The 24,057-nt window shown below is 63.3% G+C and carries 27 protein-coding genes and 1 tRNA gene; 23 read left to right on the top strand and 5 right to left on the bottom strand.

Annotated features, from left to right (window positions below):
- Positions 1 to 25: 25 nt before the first annotated feature.
- The 22 genes from hflK to AC54T3_RS10640 all read left to right on the top strand — a co-directional run bounded on the left by hflK (position 26) and on the right by AC54T3_RS10640 (position 19,786).
- Positions 26 to 1,195 (top strand): FtsH protease activity modulator HflK, encoded by a 1,170-nt coding sequence (gene hflK, locus AC54T3_RS10745; protein WP_496624602.1) that lies wholly within the window; start codon positions 26 to 28, stop codon positions 1,193 to 1,195.
- Complete coding sequence (gene hflC, locus AC54T3_RS10740; protein WP_496624601.1) at positions 1,195 to 2,124, top strand: protease modulator HflC; 930 nt, start codon at positions 1,195 to 1,197, stop codon at positions 2,122 to 2,124. The genes hflK and hflC overlap by 1 nt, the downstream gene beginning before the upstream one ends.
- A 179-nt stretch (positions 2,125 to 2,303) precedes the next feature.
- Positions 2,304 to 2,489 carry a DUF2065 domain-containing protein gene (locus tag AC54T3_RS10735; RefSeq protein ID WP_496624599.1) on the top strand — a complete coding sequence of 62 codons (186 nt, stop codon included), beginning with the start codon at positions 2,304 to 2,306 and terminating at the stop codon, positions 2,487 to 2,489.
- Between the two features lie 10 nt (positions 2,490 to 2,499).
- Positions 2,500 to 3,693, top strand: coding sequence for an ATP phosphoribosyltransferase regulatory subunit (locus AC54T3_RS10730; RefSeq protein ID WP_496624597.1), 1,194 nt, complete (start codon positions 2,500 to 2,502; stop codon positions 3,691 to 3,693).
- A 31-nt stretch (positions 3,694 to 3,724) separates the two neighbouring features.
- On the top strand, positions 3,725 to 5,020 hold the full coding sequence (locus AC54T3_RS10725; protein WP_496624596.1) for an adenylosuccinate synthase: 1,296 nt from the start codon (positions 3,725 to 3,727) through the stop codon (positions 5,018 to 5,020).
- A gap of 80 nt (positions 5,021 to 5,100) precedes the next feature.
- Positions 5,101 to 5,355 carry an OadG family protein gene (locus AC54T3_RS10720; protein WP_496624594.1) on the top strand — a complete coding sequence of 85 codons (255 nt, stop codon included), beginning with the start codon at positions 5,101 to 5,103 and terminating at the stop codon, positions 5,353 to 5,355.
- A 46-nt stretch (positions 5,356 to 5,401) separates the two neighbouring features.
- Positions 5,402 to 7,207, top strand: coding sequence for a sodium-extruding oxaloacetate decarboxylase subunit alpha (gene oadA, locus AC54T3_RS10715; RefSeq protein ID WP_496624593.1), 1,806 nt, complete (start codon positions 5,402 to 5,404; stop codon positions 7,205 to 7,207).
- Positions 7,208 to 7,211: 4 nt separating this feature from the next.
- A complete protein-coding gene (locus tag AC54T3_RS10710) occupies positions 7,212 to 8,345 on the top strand; it encodes a sodium ion-translocating decarboxylase subunit beta (protein WP_496624591.1) in 1,134 nt (377 codons plus the stop codon).
- Between the two features lie 113 nt (positions 8,346 to 8,458).
- Positions 8,459 to 8,989, top strand: a complete 531-nt coding sequence (locus AC54T3_RS10705) for a YceD family protein (RefSeq protein ID WP_496624589.1) — start codon at positions 8,459 to 8,461, stop codon at positions 8,987 to 8,989.
- Between the two features lie 23 nt (positions 8,990 to 9,012).
- A complete protein-coding gene (gene rpmF / locus AC54T3_RS10700) occupies positions 9,013 to 9,189 on the top strand; it encodes a 50S ribosomal protein L32 (RefSeq protein ID WP_496624587.1) in 177 nt (58 codons plus the stop codon).
- A 141-nt stretch (positions 9,190 to 9,330) separates the two neighbouring features.
- Positions 9,331 to 10,386, top strand: coding sequence for a phosphate acyltransferase PlsX (plsX, locus tag AC54T3_RS10695; protein WP_496624586.1), 1,056 nt, complete (start codon positions 9,331 to 9,333; stop codon positions 10,384 to 10,386).
- Positions 10,383 to 11,345 (top strand): beta-ketoacyl-ACP synthase III, encoded by a 963-nt coding sequence (locus AC54T3_RS10690; protein ID WP_496624584.1) that lies wholly within the window; start codon positions 10,383 to 10,385, stop codon positions 11,343 to 11,345. Before plsX ends, AC54T3_RS10690 begins: the two co-directional genes overlap by 4 nt.
- A gap of 21 nt (positions 11,346 to 11,366) precedes the next feature.
- Positions 11,367 to 12,305 (top strand): ACP S-malonyltransferase, encoded by a 939-nt coding sequence (gene fabD, locus AC54T3_RS10685; RefSeq protein ID WP_496624582.1) that lies wholly within the window; start codon positions 11,367 to 11,369, stop codon positions 12,303 to 12,305.
- Positions 12,306 to 12,309: 4 nt separating this feature from the next.
- Complete coding sequence (gene fabG, locus AC54T3_RS10680; RefSeq protein ID WP_496624646.1) at positions 12,310 to 13,053, top strand: 3-oxoacyl-ACP reductase FabG; 744 nt, start codon at positions 12,310 to 12,312, stop codon at positions 13,051 to 13,053.
- A 174-nt stretch (positions 13,054 to 13,227) separates the two neighbouring features.
- Positions 13,228 to 13,464, top strand: a complete 237-nt coding sequence (acpP, locus tag AC54T3_RS10675; RefSeq protein WP_496624581.1) for an acyl carrier protein — start codon at positions 13,228 to 13,230, stop codon at positions 13,462 to 13,464.
- A gap of 156 nt (positions 13,465 to 13,620) precedes the next feature.
- Positions 13,621 to 14,859: a beta-ketoacyl-ACP synthase II gene (fabF, locus tag AC54T3_RS10670; RefSeq protein WP_496624579.1), complete on the top strand. Its 1,239-nt coding sequence runs from the start codon at positions 13,621 to 13,623 to the stop codon at positions 14,857 to 14,859.
- Entirely contained in the window at positions 14,822 to 15,721 is a 900-nt protein-coding gene (gene pabC, locus AC54T3_RS10665) for an aminodeoxychorismate lyase (protein ID WP_496624578.1), read from the top strand. The genes fabF and pabC overlap by 38 nt, the downstream gene beginning before the upstream one ends.
- Positions 15,718 to 16,809 (top strand): endolytic transglycosylase MltG, encoded by a 1,092-nt coding sequence (mltG, locus tag AC54T3_RS10660; RefSeq protein ID WP_496624576.1) that lies wholly within the window; start codon positions 15,718 to 15,720, stop codon positions 16,807 to 16,809. Before pabC ends, mltG begins: the two co-directional genes overlap by 4 nt.
- An 8-nt stretch (positions 16,810 to 16,817) precedes the next feature.
- Positions 16,818 to 17,513 (top strand): dTMP kinase, encoded by a 696-nt coding sequence (tmk, locus tag AC54T3_RS10655; protein WP_496624644.1) that lies wholly within the window; start codon positions 16,818 to 16,820, stop codon positions 17,511 to 17,513.
- Positions 17,514 to 17,519: 6 nt separating this feature from the next.
- A complete protein-coding gene (locus tag AC54T3_RS10650) occupies positions 17,520 to 18,602 on the top strand; it encodes a DNA polymerase III delta subunit-related protein (protein ID WP_496624574.1) in 1,083 nt (360 codons plus the stop codon).
- On the top strand, positions 18,599 to 18,958 hold the full coding sequence (locus AC54T3_RS10645; protein ID WP_496624573.1) for a PilZ domain-containing protein: 360 nt from the start codon (positions 18,599 to 18,601) through the stop codon (positions 18,956 to 18,958). Before AC54T3_RS10650 ends, AC54T3_RS10645 begins: the two co-directional genes overlap by 4 nt.
- 30 nt (positions 18,959 to 18,988) lie before the next feature.
- Positions 18,989 to 19,786 carry a TatD family hydrolase gene (locus tag AC54T3_RS10640; RefSeq protein ID WP_496624572.1) on the top strand — a complete coding sequence of 266 codons (798 nt, stop codon included), beginning with the start codon at positions 18,989 to 18,991 and terminating at the stop codon, positions 19,784 to 19,786.
- 65 nt (positions 19,787 to 19,851) lie between these two features.
- Here the strand turns inward: AC54T3_RS10640 and AC54T3_RS10635 are convergent, their stop codons facing one another.
- A complete protein-coding gene (locus AC54T3_RS10635; RefSeq protein WP_496624571.1) occupies positions 19,852 to 20,715 on the bottom strand; it encodes an SDR family NAD(P)-dependent oxidoreductase in 864 nt (287 codons plus the stop codon).
- 76 nt (positions 20,716 to 20,791) lie between these two features.
- Positions 20,792 to 21,532, bottom strand: a complete 741-nt coding sequence (locus AC54T3_RS10630; protein ID WP_496624569.1) for a hypothetical protein — start codon at positions 21,530 to 21,532, stop codon at positions 20,792 to 20,794.
- A 224-nt stretch (positions 21,533 to 21,756) separates the two neighbouring features.
- Between AC54T3_RS10630 and AC54T3_RS10625 the strand changes: the two genes are divergently transcribed.
- Positions 21,757 to 21,841 (top strand) — tRNA-Leu (locus AC54T3_RS10625).
- Positions 21,842 to 21,987: 146 nt separating this feature from the next.
- On the opposite strand, the gene AC54T3_RS10620 is transcribed toward AC54T3_RS10625, so the two are convergent.
- Genes AC54T3_RS10620 through AC54T3_RS10610 form a run of 3 tightly spaced genes read right to left on the bottom strand, consistent with a single transcriptional unit; the run spans position 21,988 to position 23,944 of the window.
- Complete coding sequence (locus AC54T3_RS10620) at positions 21,988 to 23,592, bottom strand: type I restriction-modification system subunit M (RefSeq protein WP_496624567.1); 1,605 nt, start codon at positions 23,590 to 23,592, stop codon at positions 21,988 to 21,990.
- Positions 23,589 to 23,717: a hypothetical protein gene (locus tag AC54T3_RS10615; RefSeq protein ID WP_496624565.1), complete on the bottom strand. Its 129-nt coding sequence runs from the start codon at positions 23,715 to 23,717 to the stop codon at positions 23,589 to 23,591. Before AC54T3_RS10615 ends, AC54T3_RS10620 begins: the two co-directional genes overlap by 4 nt.
- Positions 23,714 to 23,944 carry a hypothetical protein gene (locus tag AC54T3_RS10610; protein ID WP_496624564.1) on the bottom strand — a complete coding sequence of 77 codons (231 nt, stop codon included), beginning with the start codon at positions 23,942 to 23,944 and terminating at the stop codon, positions 23,714 to 23,716. The genes AC54T3_RS10615 and AC54T3_RS10610 overlap by 4 nt, the downstream gene beginning before the upstream one ends.
- Positions 23,945 to 24,057 lie beyond the last annotated feature (113 nt).

Raw genomic sequence — 24,057 nt, 5'->3', positions numbered from 1 at the left:
ACAACAGAGCGTAATCGGAGCACGTATGGCCTGGAATGAACCGGGAGGTGGCAACCGGGATCCCTGGGGTAACAACCAGGGCGGCCCTGGCAATCAGGGCGGGCCGCCTGATCTCGACGAGATCGTGCGCAAGCTTCAGGAGCGGGTCGGCGGCCTGTTCGGGGGTAAGGGTCCAAGTGGCGGCGGTGGCGGGTCCGGTGGCCGCGACTTCAGTCTGACCATGCTCGGCGTGCTTGGCGCCGGCCTCCTCGTCGCCTGGCTCCTGACCGGTATCTACATCGTCGATCCGGCCGAGCGCGGTGTCGTCTTGCGCTTCGGCGCCTATGTCAAAACCACCGCTCCGGGGCCGCATTGGCGCATCCCCTGGCCGATTGAGCGCGTCGAAATCGTCAATGTGGATGAGATCTCCTCGTTCAGCCACAAGGCTGCGATGTTGACCCGCGATGAGAATATCGTCGACGTCGAACTCACGGTGCAGTCTCGCATCCAAGACGCCTCGAACTATCTCTTCCAGGATCAGGCGCCGATGAAGACCTTGCGTGACGCGACCGAAACTGTGGTGCGCAAGACCGTCGGCGGCGCCAAGCTCGACTTCATCCTCACCGAGGGACGTGGCGCGGTGGCTGACCTGATTCGGCAGGGCGTGCAGAATCTGATGGACGAGTACAAGACCGGACTGATCGTCACCTCGGTCAACATGCAGCCGGCGAAGCCACCGGAGCAGGTCAAGGATGCCTTTGACGATGCCATCAAGGCGCGCGAGGACAAGGAGCGCCTCGAGAACAAGGCCGAGGCCTACGCCAACGAGATTCTGCCGCAGGCGCGTGGTGAGGCGGCGCGGGCCGTTGCCGAGGCCAAGGCCTATCGGGATCGGGTCATCGCCTCGGCCGAAGGTGAAACCTCGCGCTTCAATGCGATTCGCGCCGAATTCGAGAAAGCGCCGGAGGTCACGCGCGAGCGTCTCTATCTGGAGACGATCGAATCCGTGCTGACCGGCAGCAACATGGTGCTGATCGATGTGCCGCAGGGCAACAGCCTGATGTATCTGCCGTTGGATCAGATCATGCGCAAACAGCCGGCAACGATCTCGCCACCGCGCACCTCGATGCTCGGTGGGACCGATTCGAATCAAGATAGCTCGCGCTCGACGCCGTCTCAGATCCGTGACGTGTCCCGCGACCGGAGTTCGCGCTGATGGATGACATCAAGAAGATTCTGATCCCGATCGCCGTCGCGTTGCTGGCGCTGATCGTCTATGCGTCATTCTTCACCGTGCAGCAGTGGGAGACGGCGATCAAGCTGCGACTCGGTGAGATCGTCAAGAGCGACTATGATCCTGGCCTGCATCTGAAGGTGCCGGTGCTGAACAACATCATGCGCTTCGATGCGCGTATCCAGACCCTCGACTCGCGGCCACAACGGTTCCTGACGATCGAGAAGAAGGATGTGATCGTCGATTCCTATACCAAGTGGCGGATCAACAACGCGGCCCAATTCTTCCGCTCCACCGGTGGCGACAGTGCACGCGCCGAGCGGCTGCTCTCGGAGCGCGTCAATACCGAACTGCGCAATGAGTTCGGTAAGCGCACCATCCAAGAGGTGGTCACCGAGGACCGGATCGCGCTGATGAAGGCGCTGACCAAGGTCAGTGATACCCAGGCCGCTGAGCTAGGCGTCGAGGTGCTCGACGTGCGCGTGAAGAAGATCGACCTGCCTCCCGAGGTGAGCGAGTCGGTTTATAACCGGATGCGCGCCGAGCGCGAGCGTGTCGCCCGTGATCTCCGCGCCAAGGGTGCCGAGGCCGCAGAGCGCATTCAAGCCGACGCCGATCGCCAACGCACGGTCATCATCGCCGATGCCTATCGCGAGGCCGAGGAGACCCGTGGTATGGGGGATGGTCGGGCGGCGGAGATCTACGCGACGTCCTACCAGCGCAATCCGAACTTCTACGCCTTCTATCGGAGTCTGGACGCGTACCGTCGGACCTTTGCCCAGAAGGACAGCACGCTGGTGCTGTCGCCGGACTCGGAGTTCTTCCGCTTCTTCAATTCCCAAGATCCCGGGGCTGCGGCAGCCTTGAGCGATGCGGTCAACTTCCCGGGAACGGGCTCGACCATGCCTTAATCCGCTCCCGGATGGAGGTCGACAGGCCCGGTAGCCGAGCTGCCGGGCCTTGTTTTTGTCCCGCCCATCGGGATTGCGATCTCCCTCGATCTGACCCGCCGCATGGACAGCTCGAAATGGTTCTGCAATCATCGCGCGATTCTTTATTCCACGACGTTCGCTACCGCACCGGTTGATCCATGTGGCATGCCTTGCTGCTGGCACTGTCCCTGATGCTCGTCATCGAGGGGCTACTGCCCTTTCTCGCTCCGAATGGTTTCCGCCGGCTGTTGTTGCAGGTTGCTGCACAGGATGCCCGCCAGCTGCGTCTGTCGGGACTCCTGAGCATGATCAGCGGCGTCGCGCTCCTCTACTTGGTCAACTGAGCCTCATCTCATGAACGACGAGCGTTGGCTGTTGCCGACTGGCATCGAAGAAGTGCTGCCCGCTCGGGCGGCCGAACTGGAGCGTCTCAGGCGCTGCCTGCTCGACCTCTATCAGAGCTGGGGCTATGAGCTGGTCATCCCGCCATTCATCGATTATCTGGACAGCTTGCTGACCGGCACCGGTCGGGATCTGGACTTGCAGACCTTCAAGCTGACCGATCAGCTGAGCGGGCGCATGCTCGGGGTGCGCGCCGATATGACCCCACAGGTCGCGCGCATCGACGCGCATCATCTGCGCCGTGAGATCCCGACGCGGCTCTGCTATCTGGGCACGGTCTTGCACACGCGCACCGATGGCTTCGCTGGCACCCGCAGCCCGCTGCAGATCGGTGCCGAGATCTACGGCCACGACGGGCCCGCGAGCGATGTCGAGGTGCTGCGCCTCTTGGTCCGCACCCTGGAGACCGCTGGGATCGAATCGCCGCACCTGGATCTCGGCCACGTCGGCATCTATCGCGGACTGATCCAGCAGGCGGGGTTGACACGCGCCGACGAGCTGCGCCTGTTCGATGCGCTGCAGCGCAAGGCCAGCGCCGAGATTGAGGCGATCATTGCCGAGGCCGGGGTCGCTGGACCGGTCGGCGGCATGCTGCTGTCGCTCGTCGAACTCAATGGCGAGGATGCGCTGACGCGCGCAAGCTCGGCCTTGCGCGCGGCTGATCCGCAAGTGCTCAAGGCACTCGATCGGCTGAAGTCGGTGGCCGATGAACTCTCGCATTGGCTGCCGGGGCTTCCGGTCCACTTCGATCTGGCCGAGCTGCGCGGTTACACCTACAAGACCGGCGTGGTCTTCGCCGCCTTCGCGCCGGGCTGGGGACTCGAGATCGCGCGCGGTGGGCGTTATGACGATATCGGACAGGTCTTCGGCCGGGCCCGGCCCGCAGTTGGCTTCAGCTCCGATCTCAAGGGGTTGATTGCACTCTCGGCCCGAGCTGCGGATGATGAGGCCGCCTCGGGCGCCGTGCTCGTGCCTTGGGACCCCGATCCCGCACTCCAGCGCGCGGTTGAGCGCTTGCGCGCGCAAGGGCGCCAGGTGCTCCATGAGCTACCCGGACAGCGCGGGACCCCACGTGACTACAATTGTTGCGAGCGACTGGCTCAGGTCGATGGCGTCTGGCAGCTGGTGCCAGACGAGGCCACTTGAGGCAGTCCCGCGAGGAGAAGAAGAGGAATCCATGGGTAAGAACGTCGTCGTGATCGGCACCCAATGGGGTGACGAAGGCAAGGGCAAGGTCGTTGATCTATTGACGGAGCGCGCCGATGCGGTGGTGCGCTTCCAGGGCGGCCATAATGCTGGCCACACGTTGGTCATTGATGGCGAGCAGACCATCCTGCATCTGATTCCCTCGGGCATCTTGCACCCAGGAGTGCGTTGCCTGATCGGCAATGGTGTGGTGCTCTCGCCCGAGGCGTTGCTCACCGAACTCTCGATGCTCGAGCAACGCGCGATTCCGGCGCGCGAGCGCATCGGGATCAGCCCCGCCTGCGCGCTGATCTTGCCGCATCACATCGCGCTTGATGCCGCGCGCGAGAAGGCGCGCGGTAAGAAGGCCATCGGCACCACCGGGCGCGGGATCGGCCCGGCCTATGAAGACAAGATCGCGCGCCGCGGCATCCGCCTCGGCGAACTGGCCGATCCCGCGCTGTTCGAGGAACGGCTGCGCGAGGTGCTGGAGCAGCACAATTTCGTGCTGCAGCAGCAATTCGCGGCGGAGCCGATCGATTTCCAGCACAGTCTGGACGAGGTCATGACCCAGCGCGAACAGATCCTGCCGTTGATGACCGATGTGAGCGGTGAGCTTGCGCGCCTGCGCGCTGGGGGGGCTAACGTCTTGTTCGAGGGCGCCCAAGGGTCGCTCCTGGACATCGATCATGGCACCTATCCCTATGTGACCTCATCGACCACCACCGCCGGTGGCGCGGCCAGTGGCAGCGGGGTCGGTCCGCTCGACTTGGACTATGTGCTCGGGATCGTCAAGGCGTACACCACCCGCGTCGGCGGTGGCCCCTTCCCGACCGAGCTGCACGATGCCGACGGTGAGCAACTCGGCGCGCGCGGGCACGAGTTTGGGGCCACCACTGGGCGCAAACGCCGCTGCGGTTGGCTTGACATGGTGGCGCTGCGGCGGGCCTTCATCGTCAACAGCGTCTCCGGGCTCTGCATCACCAAGCTCGATGTGCTCGACGGGATGGAGCGGTTGCGGATCTGCGTCGCCTACGAGCTTGATGGTCGTGAGCTGGATGCGCCGCCTATCACCGCCGAGGAACTCGAGCGCTGTACGCCGCGCTACATCGAGCTGCCTGGCTGGCGGACCTCGACGGTCGGCGCCGAGTCGATCGATGCCTTGCCGAAGGAGGCGCGGACCTATTTGGACACCTTGTCCGAGTTAGGTGGCGTGCCGGTCGATATCGTGTCGACCGGGCCCGATCGGACCCAGACCCTAACGATCCGTGATCCTTTCGACGACTGAACGCGGCATGCTCGGCGCCCGGGAGCCGCCATCGAGCCCGGTTGCCGACTGCCCGGTCGTGTCCCTAGCGGAGCGCAGCGATGCTCGATACCAACCTAATCAAAGAAAGCCTCAGTTTGATGGCGATCGGCATGGGGACTGTCTTCAGTTTCCTGCTGTTGCTTGTTCTGTTACTCCGGGTCATGTCCTGGTTGTCGCATCGTTTGTCCCCGATGGACGCGCAACCCCACCCATCGATGCCTGTGGCGCCGATGATTGGGCAGGCGGGGGATGCGGAGCTGATTGCGGTGATCACGGCAGCCGTGACCCGCTATCGATCGCGGTGGCGGCAATGACTCCGGCATCTAACCTGACGTGGAATCCAACCTGGAACATAGGCCTATGAGCGAACCGACACCTCTCGGCATCACCGATGTCGTGCTGCGCGATGCCCACCAATCCTTGTTGGCGACGCGGATGCGACTCGAGGATATGCTGCCGATCGCGCCCAAGCTCGATCAGGTCGGCTACTGGTCGCTGGAGACCTGGGGCGGCGCGACCTTCGATGCCTGCATCCGTTATCTCGGCGAGGACCCTTGGGAGCGCCTGCGCGCATTGAAGGCGGCGATGCCGAATACGCGTCAGCAGATGCTGCTGCGTGGCCAAAATCTACTCGGCTATCGGCATTATGCCGACGATGTGGTGACGGCATTCGTCGAGCGCGCGGCTAAGAACGGTGTTGATGTGTTTCGCATCTTCGATGCGATGAACGACTTGCGCAATCTGGAGCAGGCCATCCGCGCCGCGCTTGAGACCGATGCCCATGCGCAGGGCACGATGTCCTACACCGTGAGCCCGGTGCACGATATTGATTACTGGGTCGACATGGGCAAGCGGCTCGAGGATTTCGGCTGCCATTCGATCTGTATCAAGGACATGGCCGGCCTGCTGCGCCCCTATGTCTGCGAGCAGCTGATCACGCGGCTGAAGGAGAGCTGCGCGGTGCCGATCGCGATGCAGTGCCACGCGACCACCGGCATGAGCACCGCGACCTACATCAAGGCCGCCGAAGCCGGCATCGATATGGTCGATACCGCAGTTTCGTCGATGAGTATGACCTACGGTCACTCGCCGACCGAATCGCTGGTCGCGATCCTCGACGGCACCGCGCGCGACACTGGGCTGGATCTGCTGTTGCTTGAGGAGATCGCGGCCTACTTCCGCGAGGTGCGCAAGAAGTACGCGCGCTTCGAGGGCTCGCTCAAGGGCGTCGATTCGCGCATCCTGGTCGCCCAGGTACCGGGTGGCATGCTCACCAACATGGAGAATCAGTTGCGCGAGCAGGGCGCCGCCGAGCGCATGGACGAGGTGCTCGACGAGATCCCACGGGTGCGCGAGGATCTTGGCTTTATCCCGCTGGTGACGCCGACCTCGCAGATTGTCGGCAGTCAGGCCGTGCTCAACGTGCTCATGGGCGAACGCTACAAAAGCATCACCAACGAGACCGCTGGCGTCTTGCGCGGTGCCTATGGCGCGACGCCGGCACCGGTCAACGCCGAGCTGCGGGCGCGGGTGCTCAAGGACGGCGAGGTACCGATCACCGGACGTCCGGCCGATGACCTGGCGCCGGAGATGGAGCGCTTGAGCAAGGAGCTTGATGGCATCGCCAAGGAGCGCGGCATCGGGCTTGCCAAAGCCTCGGTCGACGATGTACTGATCTACGCCATGTTCCCGCAGGTGGGGCTCAAGTTTCTCGAGCATCGCGGCGATGCCTCGGCCTTCGAGCCGCCGCCTTGGACGATCGACGAGTCGGCGCCGGCGCCTGCTGCGGCCCCCGCTGCGACTCCGGTTAGCGCGCCGGCGGTGAGCACCGAGCCCGAGTGTTATCACATTGAGGTCAATGGCAAGGGCTACGATGTCACGGTATCGCCACAGGGAGCGGTTGAGCGCGTGCGCTCCACCGAGACCGCCGATGAGGTCTCGACCATCACCGAGGGACGGGTGATCACCGCGCCGATGGCCGGGACCATCGTGCGCGTCGAGGTGCGCGTTGATCAGACCGTCACGTCGGGCGATGTGCTCTTGGTGCTCGAGGCGATGAAGATGGAAACCGAGGTGCGCGCATCCTCGGCGGGCAGGGTCGGCGATATTCGGGTCAAGGAGGGTGACGCGGTGGCGCTCGGCGCGCCGTTGCTCGCCTTGGGCTGAGTCGATGGATGCATTGCTCACACTGTGGGAGTCGACCGGCGTTGCCAACCTCGTTTGGCAGCAGGCGCTTATGGTCGCGATCGGCTGCGGGCTGATCTACCTGGCGATCGCAAAGAAGTTCGAGCCCTTGCTGCTCGTGCCGATCGGTTTTGGCGCCGTGCTCTCCAATATTCCGGTGGCCGGTATCGGCGGACCCGATGGTCTCTTCGGGATGATCTACAGTGTCGGTGTCGAGACCGGCATCTTTCCGCTCCTCATCTTCATGGGTGTCGGCGCCCTGACCGATTTCGGCGCCTTGATCGCCCGTCCCTCGACCCTGCTGCTCGGCGCGGCGGCGCAGTTCGGGATCTTCGCTACCCTGATCGGGGCGGTGGCGTTGAATGCCTTGCCCGGGTTCAATTTCACGTTGCAGGATGCGTCGGCGATCGCGATCATCGGCGGGGCCGACGGACCGACCGCGATCTTCCTGGCCTCGCGGCTGGCGCCTGATCTCCTGGGCGCGATCGCGGTTGCGGCCTATTCGTACATGGCCTTGGTGCCGATCATCCAGCCGCCGATCATGCGCTTGTTCACGACCAAGAAGGAGCGCGCTGTGGTGATGGAGCAGCTACGCCCGGTTTCGCGCCTTGAGCGTATCTTTTTCCCGTTCGTCGTCATGATTCTCTGCGGGCTTCTACTGCCCTCGGCGGCGCCGCTGATCGGCATGCTGATGTTCGGTAATCTGCTGCGCGAGAGCGGCGTGGTGGAGCGCCTCAGCCGGGCGGCGCAGAACGAGATCATCAATGTGGTCACCATCATGCTCGGGCTCGCGGTCGGCTCGCGGCTGTCGGCGGAAAAATTCCTGGCCCTCGAGACCTTGGGTATCTTGGTGCTGGGGGCGTTGGCGTTTTCGATCGGCACCGCCGCTGGCGTGTTGATGGGCAAGATCATGTACCGGGCCACGGGCGGCAAGGTGAATCCCTTGATTGGTGCCGCCGGTGTCTCGGCGGTCCCCATGGCCGCGCGCGTGGTCAACCGGGTCGGTCTCGAGAGCAACCCACACAACTTCTTGCTGATGCACGCGATGGGGCCGAATGTGGCCGGTGTCCTCGGCTCGGCCGTTGCCGCCGGTGTCCTGCTCGCTTTGACAGGAGGCTGATGTTGACAGCGCTACTATCCCCGTTTTATATTTAAGGGCTTATGTCGGTCTCTTTTCCGGATCTTCTCGACCCCCGAAAAGCGGTCGCTCAGCGCTCGGTCTTCGAGGGCGAGATGGCGTTGGCGCGTCTGCCCCGGTTATCCAAGCTGCTGTGGCGGGGCGTGGAGTCGAAGACGCCAACCAGCGCGAAGGCGTCCAACGCGGTGCGTTATCGGTTCGCGTTCGGGCGTGACATCGACGGACACTCGACTGTACTAGGCCAGGTCGCCGCCGAACTGCCATTATGCTGTCAGCGGTGTTTTGAGCGCTACGACATCATGGTTGACGCGGCGGTCAGTCTCGCCCTGGTCGAGGGGGTCGATGAGGCCAAGGCCCTGCCGGCGCGGTATGAACCGCTCATGATGGAGGATCGGCTGATGCGTGCGTCCGATCTGATCGAAGACGAGCTGATCTTGGCTGTTCCAACGATTCCTCGACATCCGGATGGCCAGTGCGAGCCCCCGCCGGTGCCAAGCACAGCCGCCGCATTGGTCGGCGTTGAAGGCGAGAAGCAGGCGCTGGGCGCGGATCACCATCGGCGCCCGTTTGCAACCTTGGCGGCGCTCAAAGAAGCACAACGAGACGACACTGAAAGTCAGGACTAATCGCGACCCACGCGGAGATCGAAATGGCCGTTCAACAAAATCGTAAGACACCCTCGAAGCGCGGCATGCGCCGTTCCCACGACGCGCTATCGCGCCCAACCCTCTCCGAGGATGGCACGACCGGTGAGATCCACCGGCGTCATCATGTCACCCCGGATGGCTTCTATCGCGGCCGCAAGGTGATCGATAAGGACGATTGAGGTCGTCCACCCACTTGCCCTGACGCGTCCGTGTTGGCCAGCTAGCCTCGCTAGGCCCTAGGGCAAACGGGCGCGTCGCGACCGTCATTCGCGCATCCATCGCGTTTGCAAGCAGGCTCTATCCCCTCAGGAGACACCGATTTGGCTGTTCCACAGACCTTCGCGTTGGATGCCATGGGTGGCGATCATGGTCCCGGGGTGGTGGTGCCATCGGCGCTGCGCTTTCTCGGCGAACGTCAGGATTGTCGCTTGATCCTGGTGGGCCGCGAAGAGGCGATCGCCGAGCATCTGCCGCGCTGGGCCGAGGGTGACGAGCGCGTACTTGTGCGCCATGCCTCGCAAGAGGTGGCGATGAACGAGCTGCCCTCGAAGGCGTTGCGCGGCAAAAAAGATTCATCGATGCGGGTCGCGATCGACCTGGTCAAGCAGGGCGAGGCCGATGCCTGCGTCAGTGCCGGCAATACCGGCGCGTTGATGGCGACGGCGCGATTCGTGCTCAAGACCTTGCCGCATATCGACCGGCCCGCGATCATCACCGCGATTCCGGCGCTCAAAGGTCAGACGCATATGCTCGATCTGGGTGCCAACGTGGATTGCACCGCCGAGCACCTGTTCCAATTTGCCGTGATGGGCAGTGAACTCGTGCGCGCCGTGCAGGGGCTGCCGATGCCGCGCGTGGGGCTGCTCAATATCGGCGAAGAGGAGATCAAGGGCAATGATCAGGTGCGCGCCGCGCATGAGCTGCTGGCCGCGAGTTCCCTGAACTATGTCGGTTATGTCGAGGGTGACGATATCTATCTCGGCGATGTCGATGTCGTCGTCTCGGATGGCTTTGTCGGCAATGTCGCATTGAAGGCAAGCGAAGGCGTGGCCACGCTCATCGCTCAGATGTTGAAGCGTCGTTTCGGACGCAACCTGCTGAGTCGTCTGTCCGGCTTGGTGGCACTGCCCGTGCTGCGCGGGTTTCGCGATGATGTCGATCCACGTCGTTACAATGGTGCCAGTCTGCTTGGACTGCGCGGTATCGTGATCAAGAGCCATGGCGGTGCTGACGAGCTGGCGTTCGAGCATGCGCTGCGCATTGCCGATCAGGAGGTTCGCTCGCGGGTCATCGCGCGCATCGAACGCGAGGTTGAGGCGCACCTGGGCGAAGCGCGCGCGCTGTCATTGCAAGCATCCGCGCGGGTGTCGGCGTGAGCCGCTGCTATACGCGCATCCTCGGTACCGGCAGCGCCTTGCCGGCCAAGGTCGTGACCAACCAGGATTTGGAGCGGTTGGTCGACACCTCCGATCATTGGATTCGCGAGCGCACGGGCATTCGCCAACGCCACTTCGTCGCCGACGATGAGACCTGCGTCGATCTGGCGGAGCGCGCGGCACGCGCGGCCTTGGAGGCCGCTGGGGTCGCGGCTTCGGAGCTGGATCTGATCGTGGTGGCGACGACCACCCCGGATCAGACCTTTCCGAGCAGCGCCTGCCTGTTACAAGAGCGCCTGGAAAACCATGGCTGTCCCGCGTTCGATGTGCAGGCTGTTTGCACCGGCTTTGTCTACGCCTTGGCTGTGGCCGAGAAGTTCATTGCCACCGGCAGCGCCAAGCGTGCCCTGGTCGTTGGTGCCGAAACCCTATCCCGTATCCTCGACTGGACCGATCGCGGTACCTGCGTGCTCTTCGGCGATGGGGCAGGTGCGGTGGTCATCGGTGCCGCCGATGAGCCGGGGATCATCTCGACGCACCTGCATGCCGATGGCGCCTATCGTGAGCTGTTGCAGGTGCCGGCCGGCATCGGCAATGGCGGCAATGGCTCGCCGTATATTCAGATGAAGGGCAACGAGGTATTCCGCGTTGCCGTCACGACCCTGGGGGCGATCGTCGACGACACCCTGGCGGCAAACAATATGACGCGCGCCGATATCGACTGGCTGGTGCCGCATCAGGCCAATCTGCGCATCATCAAAGCGACCGCCCGCAAACTCGATTTGGCCATGGAGCAGGTGGTGGTCACGGTGACCGACCACGGCAACACTTCGGCGGCCTCGATCCCGCTCGCGTTCGATCAGGCCGTCCGCGACGGGCGCATCCAGCGCGGGCAGACGGTGCTGATGGAGGCGTTTGGCGGCGGCTTTACCTGGGGCTCGGCGTTACTGCGCTACTGACCATTGGAGCGACCGATCAGCATGCATCCCGCTTTCTTTTTTCCCGGACAGGGCTCGCAAGCACTCGGCATGCTGGCCGAACTCGCAGTCGCCCATCCGCAAGTCCGCGCCACCTTTGATGAGGCCTCGCAGATCTTAGGTCGCGACCTCTGGCAGCTCATGCAAGAGGGCCCCAAGAAGGCCCTGGATCAGACCACGAACACGCAACCGGTGATGCTGGCTGCGGGGGTCGCGGTCTGGCGCGTCTGGCGCGAGCAGGGCGGTGCAATGCCCTCGGTCATGGCCGGGCACAGTCTTGGCGAGTACAGTGCGCTTTCTTGCGCGGGCGCACTGACCTTCGAGGATGCGCTGCGCCTGGTGGCTGAGCGAGCGCGTTTGATGCAAGCAGCAGTTCCGGATGGGGCGGGCGCAATGGCGGCGCTATTGGGCCTGGATGACGAGGCGGTCGTCGAACTCTGTCGGACCCAGGCCCTGGATCAGGTGCTGGAGCCGGTCAACTTTAACGCCCCAGGGCAGGTGGTGATTGCGGGAGAGCGTGATGCGGTACAGCGAGCGATCGATGCCTCCAAGGCCGCTGGCGCGAAACGAGCGGTGCTGCTGCCGGTGAGCGTGCCTTCGCATTGCGCGCTGATGCGGGATGCCGCTGCGGACCTTGCCGCGCGGCTGGAGCAAACCGAGCTTCACCTGCCGTCGATCCCGGTTATCCATAATGTTAATGTGGAAACGGCCGAGTCACCCGAGCAGATCCGTGGGCTTTTAGCGCAACAACTTTTTAGTCCGGTGCGTTGGGTCGAGACCGTGCAAGCGGTGGCCGAGCGGGGCGTGCAACTGGCCATCGAGGCCGGTCCAGGCAAGGTGCTGACCGGTCTGAATAAACGTATCGACAAACGTCTGACGACTCTGCCAGTGTTCGATCCAGACGGTTTATCACACGCACTCGAGGCGAGCGCTCATGCCTGATTCCATTCTCGACGGAGAGATCGCCCTGGTCACTGGTGCCAGCCGTGGCATCGGTGCGGCCATCGCTGCGGAACTGTCGCGACTCGGCGCCAAGGTTGCGGGCACGGCGACCACCGATGGTGGCGCGTCTCGTATTGCCGCGCGTTTTGCCGAAGCGGATAGCGTGGGGATTGGCTTATGCCTGGATGTAACGCAGCCGATCTCGATCGAAGCCGCGCTTGCTGCGGTCGAAGAGCAGCTCGGCGGGCGGCCGACCATCCTGGTCAATAACGCCGGGATCACGCGCGATAATCTGCTGATGCGCATGAAAGCGCAGGAGTGGGACGAGATCCTGGACACCAATCTCTCGTCGGCCTTTCGCCTCTGTAAGGCTTGCATGCGCTCGATGACCAAGGCGCGGCATGGGCGCATCATCAACATCAGCTCGGTGGTGGGGGTCAGCGGGAATGCCGGGCAGTGTAACTATGCGGCCTCTAAGGCCGGTCTCATCGGGTTCAGCAAGTCGCTGGCGCGCGAGATCGGTCCGCGCGGGATCACCGTCAATGTGGTCGCGCCTGGGTTCATCGATACCGATATGACGCGAGAACTCCCCGAGGGGCAGCGTGAGGCGCTGCTCGGGAGCATTCCGCTTGGCCGGCTTGGGGCTCCCGAGGAGATCGCCGCTGCGGTTGCATTCTTGGCCTCGCCGGCTGCGGCCTATGTGACCGGCCAAACCATCCATGTCAATGGTGGGATGCTGATGGTTTGAGTTAGAGTCTGAGTTCGGGCCTGAATTAGGCTTTTGATTTGAAAACAAATCATCATCGTTGGATGGGCTGGCTTGGCCTTCGTCGAGCTTTCACCCGCCGTTGTTTGTCTCTAAAATGGCGCGGCCTCTCATTGAGAGGGTGACGTGTCTCCACATCCTGAGGGTTTAACAATCATGAGTAGCGTTGAAGAGCGGGTGCGTAAGATCGTTGTCGAGCAACTGGGCGTCAAGGAAGAGGAAGTGACCTTGGATGCGTCATTCGTCGACGACCTCGGCGCCGACTCATTGGATACGGTCGAACTCGTCATGGCGCTCGAAGAAGAGTTCGAGACCGAGATCCCGGACGAGGATGCCGAGAAGATCACCAAGGTCAAAGAGGCCGTCGATTACGTCAACGCGCATCTCGGTTGAATCGCCTGTTCATGATCACCGGGCGCGCCAAGGCGCGTCAGCCGTGATCTTTTGGGTTCCTACGTCGGGTTGAGGTGTCACGCCTTCGCGTGACCCGGCACTGGGCCTGTGATGTTTGGCGGCTGTATGTCGCTATCTAGATTTGAGGGGTCATTCATGTCAGGCAGAAGGGTCGTTGTCACCGGACTCGGCATTGTCGCTCCGGTGGGTCTCGACATCCCGTCCGCTTGGGAGAGCATCCTAGCGGGACGGAGTGGCATCCAACCCATCACCCACTTCGACGTGAGCTCCTTTAGTAGCCGTTTTGGCGGCCCGATCTATGGCTTCGACGTCACCCAGTACGTCTCCAAGAAGGAGTCACGGAAGATGGATGCGTTCATCCATTACGGGATCGGCGCGGGGAGCCAGGCGATCGAGGATGCGGGCCTTGAGATCACCGAGGAGAACTGTCGGCGCATCGGTGTCGCTATCGGCTCCGGGATCGGCGGCATCACGGGTATCGAGAATAACTACGGAGCCTTCCTAGAAGGAGGCCCGCGCAAGATCTCGCCCTTTTTCGTACCCGCCAATATCGTCAACATGGTTGCCGGCGATCTATCGATCAAGTACGGGCTCAAGGGTCCGAATTACTCGATCGTCTCCGCCTGTAGCACCGCGACGCACAATATTGGCGATGCGGCCTTCATGATCCGTAGCGGCATCGTCGACGCGATGCTTGCGGGCGGCGCCGAGATGGCAACATCGCCCGTGGGCTTGGGTGGCTTCGCGGCCGCGCGAGCGCTCTCGACTCGCAATGATGACCCGCTGCGGGCCAGCCGCCCGTTCGACAAGGACCGCGATGGTTTCGTGCTCAGTGACGGCGCCGGTGTCATGGTGCTGGAAGAATATGAGCACGCTAAGGCGCGCAATGCGCATATCTACGCTGAACTCGTCGGCGTCGGCATGAACTCCGATGCTTATCACATGACTGCGCCGTCGCTGACCGGCGAGGGCGCGAGCGAATGCATGTTGATGGCGCTCGCCGATGCCGGGCTGGATAAGTCGTCGGTCGATTACATCAATGCCCACGGCACCTCGACGCCAGCGGGCGATATCGCTGAAACCAAGGGCATCAAGCGTGCCTTCGGCGATGGGGCCTATCAGTTGGCGGTGAGTTCGACCAAATCGATGACGGGACACATGCTGGGCGCGGCCGGTGGCGCGGAGGCGATCTTCACGGTGCTGGCGATTCGCGATCAGGTGGCGCCGCCGACGATCAACTACGAGACCCCAGACCCGGACTGCGATCTGGACTATGTCCCGAACACCGCACGCGAGATGAAGATCGATCTCGCGCTGAGCAATTCGTTCGGCTTTGGTGGTACCAACGGCACCCTGGCCTTCAAACGGCTCTAGTCGGGAGGCGCCCCGTTGCCTCGTCAATGGCGAGGCGCGCGCTGATCTGGATGTCTCGGACCGTGGGCTCGCTTATGGAGACGGCCTGTTCGAGACCATCGCGATCCGCGCCGGTCGACCTTGCTGTTGGCTCGATCATCTCGATCGGCTCGCGCGCGGTGCCGTCCGGCTTGGGCTGCCGGTGCCATCCCCGGCCCGGCTGAAGCAGGAAGCCACCCGACTCAGTGCCGGTGTCGAACGCGGCATACTCAAGATCATTGTCACCCGCGGCCCTTCGGCGCGCGGATACCGACCGCCGCTCGAGCCCAAGCCCACGCGCATCCTGATGCTCAATGAGCAGTCTCCGCTAAGTGCCGAGGCCGAGACCGCTTTAAGCGATCGGGCTGCCCACGTCCGCCTCTGTCAGACCCGGCTCGGAATCAATCCCCAGCTCGCCGGTCTCAAACACCTGAATCGGCTCGAGCAGGTGCTGGCGCGCTCAGAATGGGCGGATGATGCCAGCGCCGATGAGGGCCTGATGCTGGATGCCGAGGGCAGGCTGGTCTGCGGTACCATGAGCAACCTCTTTCTGGTCGATGAGGACGGCGTCCTGCAGACCCCGCTGATCGACCGGTGTGGCGTCGCCGGGACGGCGCGCGCGCGGATCCTCGAAGACGCCCGCGAGGCGGGCCTCGAGGTTCGCGAGCGGCGCCTCGCGCTGACCGATGTGGTTCGGGCGCGAGGGGCCTTCCTGACCAATGCGGTGATCGGCATCTGGCCGATCCGCACCGTCGAGGAGCATGCGTTCGAGCTGTCCCGGTTGCCTTGGACGTTGCTCGAACGCGTCCACGCTCGGCTTTTTCAACCGGAGCTTGAGTGGTGAGAGCCTTTTTTGCGGCTGTGTTGTCTCTGATCCTGGTCGGAGTTGCCCTCTTCGGGGTGCTCTGGTTCGAGTATCAACGGTTCCTGGCGAGCCCAATCGAGCTTAGCGCCGCGCCGAAATCCGAGGTACCGGGCGAGGCACCGGGCGAGACACGAGCCGAAGCACAGACGGGGCCACGGGTCTTCGAGATCCGCCTCGGCACCCGGTTGCACGAGCTGGCCCATCGGCTGCGCGATGAGGGGCTGATCAATGATCCCTATTTTTTCATCGCCCTGGCCTATCAAGAGCAGCTTCAGAGGCAGATCAAGGCCGGTGAATATGCGCTGACCAATGGCATGCGGCCATTGGAGCTGCTGCGGTTGTTCGCGAGTGGCCGTTCGATCCAGTACCCAGTCACCTTGATCGAGGGCTGGACCTTTCGCGAGGCGGTGGAAAGTCTCGCCAATCATGACAAGCTGCAACACGAGCTGGCAGATCTCTCGGAGACCGAGATCATGCGGCGGCTAGGCATCGACGAGCCGCATCCCGAGGGCTGGCTGTTTCCGGATACTTACATGGTCTCGCGCGAGAGCACCGATGTCGCGGTGTTGAAGCGTGCGCACGAACGGATGAAACAGGTGTTGAACGAGGAATGGGAACAGCGCGCCAAAGGACTCCCGATCGAGACGCCCTACGCGGCCCTGATCCTCGCCTCGATCATCGAGAAGGAAACCGGCTTGGCCGAGGAGCGGCCGGACATTGCTGGCGTCTTCGTCCGGCGGCTGCAACGCGGGATGCGCCTGCAGACGGATCCAACCGTGATCTATGGCATGGGCGATGACTATGATGGCACCATCCGACGCTCGGATCTGCAGCGCGCAACGCCCTACAACACCTATGTGATCGACGGTTTGCCGCCGACCCCCATCGCGTTGCCCGGACGCGAAGCGATCCATGCGGCCCTGCACCCGGCCGACGGGGAAACACTCTATTTCGTCTCCCGTGGCGATGGCAGCCACCATTTCTCACCCACGCTCGAAGAGCACAACTGCGCCGTGCGCCACTATCTGCGCGGGGGCCGCTGCAGTCTGTTCGAGGACGCGCCCTAATGGCCGGCATGCACGCTATCGCGCCCAGACTCGACTCGTCGCCCCACGCCTCGCCGCGCGCGTCTTCAGCCGAAGGCCGTGGCCGCTTTATCACCCTTGAGGGCGGCGAAGGCGCAGGTAAGTCGACGCAGCTCGCGCGCTTGGTCGACTGGTTGCGGGGGCAGGGGATCGATCCTGTCGTCACCCGCGAGCCGGGCGGGACCCCGGCTGCGGAGCGGATTCGCGGATTGCTGCTCGATGCCGCCAACACCGGACTGGCCGCCGAGGCCGAACTGTTGCTGATGTTCGCGGCGCGGGCCGATCATCTGGCGCACTGTATCGAGCCCGCGCTCAGCGCCGGCCGTTGGGTGGTCTGTGATCGTTTCACCGATGCGACCTATGCCTATCAGGGGGGCGGGCGCGGCCTGGAGCAGGCGCGGATCGCCGAACTGGAGCGTTTCGTCCAACGCGGGCTGCGGCCTGACCTGACCCTGATCCTCGATCTGCCCGTCGCCAGTGGACTGGCGCGCGCGCATCAGCGCTCGACGCCGGATCGGTTCGAGGTTGAAGATCTGGCCTTCTTCGAGCGTGTGCGAGCGGCCTACCTGGAGATCGCCGAGCGCTCCGCCGATCGCGTGTGTCTGATCCGCGCTGATCAGAGCGAGGCGGCGGTGGCCGCCGAGGTCCGGGCTTGTCTCGCCGAACGCCTGCTCGCGAGCCCCTGATCGGAGATGGATCGGACGCCCCCATCGCGCCCATTGTCGGAGCCGTTACCGCCCTGGCTGGAGACGGTCTGGCTACGTTTGGCGCGGGCGCATCGTCATGCGCGGCTAGGGCAAGCATTACTGATCACCGGCCCGCTGGGGGTCGGTAAGCGACTGCTCGCGGACCGCATCACGGGATTGCTGCTCTGTCGCGCGGATAACGTCGATGCAAGGCCCTGCGGCGTTTGTCGCGAATGCGCACTGTTGAGCGCCGGCCATCACCCGGATCATCTGCTGCTTGCGCCGGATGCCGAAGCCGCCAGCGCTGAGATTCGCGCCGAGCAGGTGCGTCAACTCTGCGCCCGCGAAACCTTGACGCCGACGCGAGGCTCGGTGAAAGTCTTAACGCTAATGCCGGCCGATGCGATGAACCCATTCGCCGCCAATAGCCTCTTGAAGACCCTGGAAGAGCCGGTGGAGTCGACCGTCTGGGTGCTCGTCACCGAGCAGCCGCAGCGCCTGAGCCAGACCATCCGCAGTCGCTGCCAGCGGGTCAACCTCCCGGTGCCGGCGGAATCAGTGGCCTTACCCTGGCTGGAAGCGCGCCTCGCCGAGCAGGCCAAGGTGCAAGTGCCCCATGCCGCGCTCTGTCTTGCGCTGGCCCATGGGGCACCGTTTCGCGCCCTGTCGCTGGCAACGACGGAGGCCTTGGCGCTGCGCCAGCGGCTCGTCGATGACATCATGGGCGTTGCCCGGGGCGAGCATGATCCGCTCGCTGTGGCCGATGAGTGGCAGCGGCTCGAGGCCGCAGCGGTGCTCGCAGCCATGATCGATTGGCTGACCGACCTCTTGCGCGTGGCGGTCGATCCGACACTGACGCGACTGATCAATCCAGATGCGCGGCGCGCACTGAACGCGCTGGCCGAGCGGATCGAGCCAGCCGCCGGACACCGGCTGTTGCAGCGGCTGTTGCAGGCGCGCACGTTGGTCGAGGCGCCGGTCAACAAGCAACTGCTGTTCGAGTCCCTGCTGATACGCTGGGCGCGGCTCACACAGGGGCGCGCAGCAGGACGCCGCATCGAGATCCAGAGCGAGATTGAGAACAGATGATGCCAGCCGAGCAGGTCGAGAGGCGAAGCCACATCCTGAGTCTGGTCATCAAGGATCAGCTGTCCCTGCATGCCGCCTACATGCCGTTCATCAAGAACGGTGGGCTATTCGTGCCGACGAGCACGCCCTATCAGCTCGGCGATGAGCTGTTCTTACTCGTGCAGCTCATGGACCAGCCAGAGCGTATCCCGGTGGCAGGTCAGGTGGTCTGGGTGACACCGCTGGGTGCCGAGGGGAATCGCGTCGCTGGCGTGGGTGTCCAATTCAATGTGCAGGACAAAAACGATATCCGCCAGGCCTTCGAGCAGTGTCTGTCCGAAGGAACCGATACCCAACGCCCGACCCATACGCTATAAGGGCATGCTAATGCCCAAGGTGATTCTTTGATGTTCGTCGATTCTCATTGCCACCTCGACCGGGTCGACCTGACCCCTTATCAAGGCGATTTCGATGCGATGCTGGTGCAGGCACGCGAGGAGGGCGTGCAACACATGCTCTGCGTCTGCATCGACCTCGAGCACTACGCGGCGATGTGCCAGCGCGTGAGTGGTCATGCGGATATCTCGGTCTCGCTCGGGGTGCATCCGAACGAACAGGGCGGTCAAGAGCCATCGCTCGATGAACTGGTGCGGCTCGGGTCTGATCCTGCCGTGGTCGCGATTGGCGAGACCGGGCTCGATTACCACTACAATGACGGCGACCTCGGCTGGCAGCGCCAGCGTTTCGAGACCCATATCGAGGCCGCGCGCAGACTCGCAAAGCCCCTGATCATCCATACCCGGGATGCCCGCGAGGACACCATCGCGCTGATGCGCTCCGCCGGCGCCGATCAGGCCGGTGGCGTCATGCACTGCTTCACCGAGACCTGGGAGATGGCCAAACAGGCCCTGGATCTGGGGTTCTATATCTCGTTTTCCGGCATCCTCACCTTCAAGAACGCCGACGCGTTGCGCGAGATTGCGCAATCGGTTCCGCTGGATCGCCTGTTGATCGAGACCGACTCCCCCTATCTCGCGCCAGTGCCCTATCGAGGCCAGAAGAATGAGCCGCGCTTCGTCACCCATGTGGCCGCGCGGATCGCGGCGCTGCGCGGCCTCTCGGTCGAAACCCTCGCCGAACTCACCACCGAGAACTTCTTCAAGCTCTTTCGTGCCGCCCGGCCCACCGAGCAGTCGCGCGGTTGAAGCGCGCGGGCGATGCTCGATTGGGCGACCCGCAATAACGCTCACGGGGGGCTCCACAGCGCGGCTCAGGGCGTGGTGTCATCGAGATTCGCGAGGCGTTCGCTGATCTCCCACACCCGCGCATTGGCGGCCGGATCGCGCACCTGAGCCGGCATCGTGATCACGCGGCAATCACCGAAGTATTCACCGCTGATCTCAGCCACCTCGGGTGATTCGATCAGATACATCACGCGCTCGGCGGCTTGCTCCGGTTGTGCCAGCGCCCAGCCGACCAGCAGGCTGACCGATTGCCAGAACAGCCCCTGGGCGCCGTCGGTTCCGCCGAGGTTGGATTTGAACACACCGGGAAACACGCAATTGACGGTGACGCCGCTGCCCTTGATGCGTTTGGCCAGTTCGCGCGTGACATGCAGCATCCCGAGCTTCGACTCGACATAGGCGCGCATCATGCGAAACGAGCGACCTTCCCAGTTCAGGTCGCCGAGTTCCATCGCCTCGTTGATGCGGGTTCCCACGTTGACGATCCGCGCCGGCGCGGCGGCCTCGAGGGAATCGAGCAGCAGGTTGGTCAGCAAAAACGGCGCGAGGTGATTGACGGCCAGCGTGCATTCGATGCCGTCTTCGGTCAGGCAGCGTTTCGGAAAGGCGGTGCCGGCGTTGTTGACCAGAACATCCAGGCTCGGCGCGCGCTCCTTGACCTCAGCGGCGAGGGTGCGGACCTGGGTTTGCGACTTCAGATCCGCGATCAACAGTTCGAGGCGGGTATTGCCGGTGGCGGCCTCGAGTTCCGCGCGGGCCGCCTCGCCGCGCTGCGGGTCACGGGCGACCATCAGCACGCGGGCGCCTCTCGCCGCGAGCGCACGCGAGACCGCCTTGCCAAGTCCGGAGTTAGCGCCTGTCACTAGGGCGGTTTTTTCTGCGAGATCCATCGAAGATCCTCTTGCGGTCGGTCAGTCGAGTGGGCTGTCTTGGCTGTGGATGTCGGTCTTGCTGGCCTGAGGTCAATCAGCGTTCGTCAATCGAGACGCCTTTGCCGGAAAAGACCACCCGCATCTTGATGTCCCGCAGCTCGGTCAGGACGTTCGGGTTCTCTTCGATATCGTAGATCCACGCGGCGGTGCGCCCATCGACCTCGGTGGCATCCGTGTCGATGATCTCGGTCGGAACCACAACCCGACTCACGAGCCGCAGACCGGCGAACATGGCGGCCATCTGCTGTAGCATCTGTGCCTCCAACTCGCTGTCGGCGTCATCGCCGTCGACGCTGGCATCGGCATCAGCATTGCCGCCGCCCTGCGTCAACACATAGTTGCCGTCGGCATTCTGCGTCAGGGACAGTTCATTATCCTCGAGGAATTCGGTCTGGTTGAGCGCGGCAAGATGATCGAAGCTGAGTTTTAGCTGCATGTAGCGCCAGCCATCGACGGTTTCCGAGGTCGCGGACAGGAGTTCGACACCATCGAGTTCCTTGGCCTCGAACTCCTCGCGCACCTGGGCTTCGTCGAAGCTCATGTCGAAAGGGGTCTCGGTGTCCATTGTCATCGCCTCGCCGCCGTCCTCGCCCATCGCCTCGGCCATCTTCTCCATCGCCTCGAGCTGGGCGATCGCTTGTTCCGACATGCCATAACGCATCTCCAGCACGCCGGAGCCGTCCTTGTTGAGGGTGAGGGTTTGGTCGATCTTGAAACATCCGGTCAGTGCAAACGCGACGGCCAGCACCACGCAGAACACACGAAGGGTACGCATCTTGATCTCCAAGTGAAAATGAGCGCAAGACCATCCTATGTTCGCGACCAAAAAGCAAGCCTAGGCCCGACGATGCATTGGCGCCCTTGTCTCACCGGCGCCTTCCCGCAATGCTCGCTCAGTGCCCATCAGGCGCCAGTCGCGTTGACGTCCTAGGTGACCGCCAGGCACGAAAGCCGGTACACTTACGCCTGTGGATCATCGGCACTGGCCGCGATCCTCGTGCGCGGGTGGCGGAATTGGTAGACGCGCTGGATTTAGGTTCCAGTGGGTAATCCCGTGGGGGTTCGAGTCCCCCCTCGCGCACCATAAGAATCACTATGCATGCCTGAGCCCGACCTTGAGGCGTTCGACTCCGACTCCTAATAGTAGACGATAACGCGCAAGCCGGGCAGGGATGCCCGATGCAAGGCGCGTGACGGACGGGCGCCAACATCAGTGACTCATCCGTTACATCACACCGGCGGCAACCCCAACTCCTTCAGATAGCCGTTGTGCTCCTCGGCCGCCTTGGCGATCTTCTCGTCGATGTCCACCAGCTTGGTATGCACAGCGGCAAGGTCGATATCCGGCTCGGCCCGAGCGGTGCTGACATAACGGGAGATGTTCAGGTTGTAGTCGTTCTTCTCGATCTCCTCCATCCCAACCCGGCGCGAATAGCGCTCTGCTTCCTTGCGGTACTGGTAGGTGTCGACGATCTTGTCGACATGCTCGGGGAGCAGGTGGTTTTGCCGTTTGCCTTTCTGGAAGTGCTCGGCGGCGTTGATGAACAGCACGTCATCGGGCTTCTTGCACTTCTTCAGCACCAGGATGCAGACCGGGATGCCGGTGGAGAAGAACAGGCTCGGCGGTAGGCCGATGACGGTGTCGATGTGGCCGTCCTTGAGCAGTTTGCTACGGATGCGCGCCTCGGCGCCGCCTCGGAAGAGGACGCCGTGGGGCAGGATGATCGCCATCGTGCCTTCGTCGCTGAGGTAGTGGAAGCCGTGCAGCAGGAAGGCGAAGTCGGCGGCGGATTTGGGCGCGAGGCCGTGGCTCTTGAAGCGGAAGTCCTCGCCCATGGCCTCGTTGGCGTCCCAGCGGTAGCTGAACGGCGGATTGGCGACCACGGCATCACACTTGAGCTTCTTCGCTGGGTTGCGCTCGCTGAGCAGCGGCCAGTCGTTGGTGAGGGAGTCGCCGTGGTAGATGTCGAACTCGGTGTCCTTCAGCCCGTGCAGCAGCAGGTTCATGCGTGCGAGGTTGTAGGTGGTGATGTTCTTTTCCTGGCCGTAGATCATGCCGATGCCGTTCGGCCCCATCTGGTGGCGCACGTTGAGCAGCAGTGAGGCGGAGCCGCAGGTCATGTCCATGACGCAGCTGAGGCGTGGCTTCTTGCCGGTGGCCGGTTCCTGGCTGTCGAGGGTGACGATGCGCGAGAGGATGCTCGAGGCGGTCTGCGGGGTGTAGAACTCGCCGGCCTTCTTGCCGGAGCCGGCGGCGAACTGGCCGATCAGGTATTCGTAGGCGTCGCCGAGGATGTCGCGCGCGGTGGAGAACTGGGCGATGCCTTCGGCAATCTTGGTGAGGATGGTGCAGAGCTTTCTGTTGCGCTCGGTGGGGTTGCGGCCGAGTTTTTCGGAGTTGAGGTTGATCTCGGAGAACAGGCCCTGGAAGCGGCTCTCGAAGGATTCGTTCTCGATGTACTGAAAGCCGCGCTCCAGCGTCTGCAGCAGTTCCGGGTCTTGGGTGCGGGCGCGCTCGGAGAGGCTGCGCCAGAGATACTCGGGATGGATGACGTAGTGGACCTTGCGGCGCATCTGCTTCTCGAACGCGGGCACGTCGGCGGCGTTGTCGGCGTACCAGACCGAGAGCGGCGGGCGGCGATCATCGGCAGGCAGTTGCGGGTAATCGGGGCCGAGTTCCTTTTCCGCAGCGGCCTGGTAGTTGTCGGAGAGGTAGCGCAGGAACAGGAACGAGAGCATGTAGTCGCGGAAGTCGTCCGCGTTCATGGCACCGCGCAGGTCGTCGGCGATGGCCCAGAGGGTCTTGCCGAGTTGGTTGAGTTGTTCTTGGGTCATGGATCAAGGCTCGGCTTCAGGGTCACGCTTTGGGTGTTGAGCCCCTGGCGTTGATGCAGGGTCTCGTCGGCGGTGAGGCCGTTGAAGTAATAGATGACGATGTTGGTATCGGTGAGCAGGCTCATTCGCGCCAACCTTCGCGCGCTGAAGCCAGATACTCATCCACGGCTTGCCGTGATTGATGCGCCAGGCCATAGAAGCGTTGCGGGTCGAAGGGCTTGCGTGATGGCTCAGCGGGTGACTCGGCGGTGCTCTCTTCTTGTGCGAGTTGCTGCAGGACTACTTGGGCTAAGCGAATCTTGTCCGCGTGCGAGAGCGCGCCGACCGAAGGCAGGAGTTCGTCGATGCTCATGGCGTAGGTTCCGTTGGCGTTGCGGCAGCATTGGGGAAGAGTTGCTGCATCAGCCCTCTCTTGTGGGTCTTGAGGGCGTCGAGTTTGTCGGCTTGGGCGGCGATCAGGGTTGG

It is taken from the genome of Halochromatium sp. NSM3 (assembly GCF_059621085.1).
Note: the sequence above shows the minus strand (reverse complement) of the source record. Positions and strands in the feature narration are given on the sequence as shown.

Coding starts and splice junctions, on each gene's coding strand:
- hflK (WP_496624602.1), top strand. CDS start 26: ATGGCCTGGAATGAACCGGGAGGTGGCAACCGGGATCCCTGGGGTAAC.
- hflC (WP_496624601.1), top strand. CDS start 1,195: ATGGATGACATCAAGAAGATTCTGATCCCGATCGCCGTCGCGTTGCTG.
- AC54T3_RS10735 (WP_496624599.1), top strand. CDS start 2,304: ATGTGGCATGCCTTGCTGCTGGCACTGTCCCTGATGCTCGTCATCGAG.
- AC54T3_RS10730 (WP_496624597.1), top strand. CDS start 2,500: ATGAACGACGAGCGTTGGCTGTTGCCGACTGGCATCGAAGAAGTGCTG.
- AC54T3_RS10725 (WP_496624596.1), top strand. CDS start 3,725: ATGGGTAAGAACGTCGTCGTGATCGGCACCCAATGGGGTGACGAAGGC.
- AC54T3_RS10720 (WP_496624594.1), top strand. CDS start 5,101: ATGCTCGATACCAACCTAATCAAAGAAAGCCTCAGTTTGATGGCGATC.
- oadA (WP_496624593.1), top strand. CDS start 5,402: ATGAGCGAACCGACACCTCTCGGCATCACCGATGTCGTGCTGCGCGAT.
- AC54T3_RS10710 (WP_496624591.1), top strand. CDS start 7,212: ATGGATGCATTGCTCACACTGTGGGAGTCGACCGGCGTTGCCAACCTC.
- AC54T3_RS10705 (WP_496624589.1), top strand. CDS start 8,459: ATGGCGTTGGCGCGTCTGCCCCGGTTATCCAAGCTGCTGTGGCGGGGC.
- rpmF (WP_496624587.1), top strand. CDS start 9,013: ATGGCCGTTCAACAAAATCGTAAGACACCCTCGAAGCGCGGCATGCGC.
- fabD (WP_496624582.1), top strand. CDS start 11,367: ATGCATCCCGCTTTCTTTTTTCCCGGACAGGGCTCGCAAGCACTCGGC.
- acpP (WP_496624581.1), top strand. CDS start 13,228: ATGAGTAGCGTTGAAGAGCGGGTGCGTAAGATCGTTGTCGAGCAACTG.
- fabF (WP_496624579.1), top strand. CDS start 13,621: ATGTCAGGCAGAAGGGTCGTTGTCACCGGACTCGGCATTGTCGCTCCG.
- tmk (WP_496624644.1), top strand. CDS start 16,818: ATGCACGCTATCGCGCCCAGACTCGACTCGTCGCCCCACGCCTCGCCG.
- AC54T3_RS10650 (WP_496624574.1), top strand. CDS start 17,520: ATGGATCGGACGCCCCCATCGCGCCCATTGTCGGAGCCGTTACCGCCC.
- AC54T3_RS10645 (WP_496624573.1), top strand. CDS start 18,599: ATGATGCCAGCCGAGCAGGTCGAGAGGCGAAGCCACATCCTGAGTCTG.
- AC54T3_RS10640 (WP_496624572.1), top strand. CDS start 18,989: ATGTTCGTCGATTCTCATTGCCACCTCGACCGGGTCGACCTGACCCCT.
- AC54T3_RS10635 (WP_496624571.1), bottom strand. CDS start 20,715: ATGGATCTCGCAGAAAAAACCGCCCTAGTGACAGGCGCTAACTCCGGA.
- AC54T3_RS10630 (WP_496624569.1), bottom strand. CDS start 21,532: ATGCGTACCCTTCGTGTGTTCTGCGTGGTGCTGGCCGTCGCGTTTGCA.
- AC54T3_RS10620 (WP_496624567.1), bottom strand. CDS start 23,592: ATGACCCAAGAACAACTCAACCAACTCGGCAAGACCCTCTGGGCCATC.
- AC54T3_RS10615 (WP_496624565.1), bottom strand. CDS start 23,717: ATGAGCCTGCTCACCGATACCAACATCGTCATCTATTACTTCAACGGC.
- AC54T3_RS10610 (WP_496624564.1), bottom strand. CDS start 23,944: ATGAGCATCGACGAACTCCTGCCTTCGGTCGGCGCGCTCTCGCACGCG.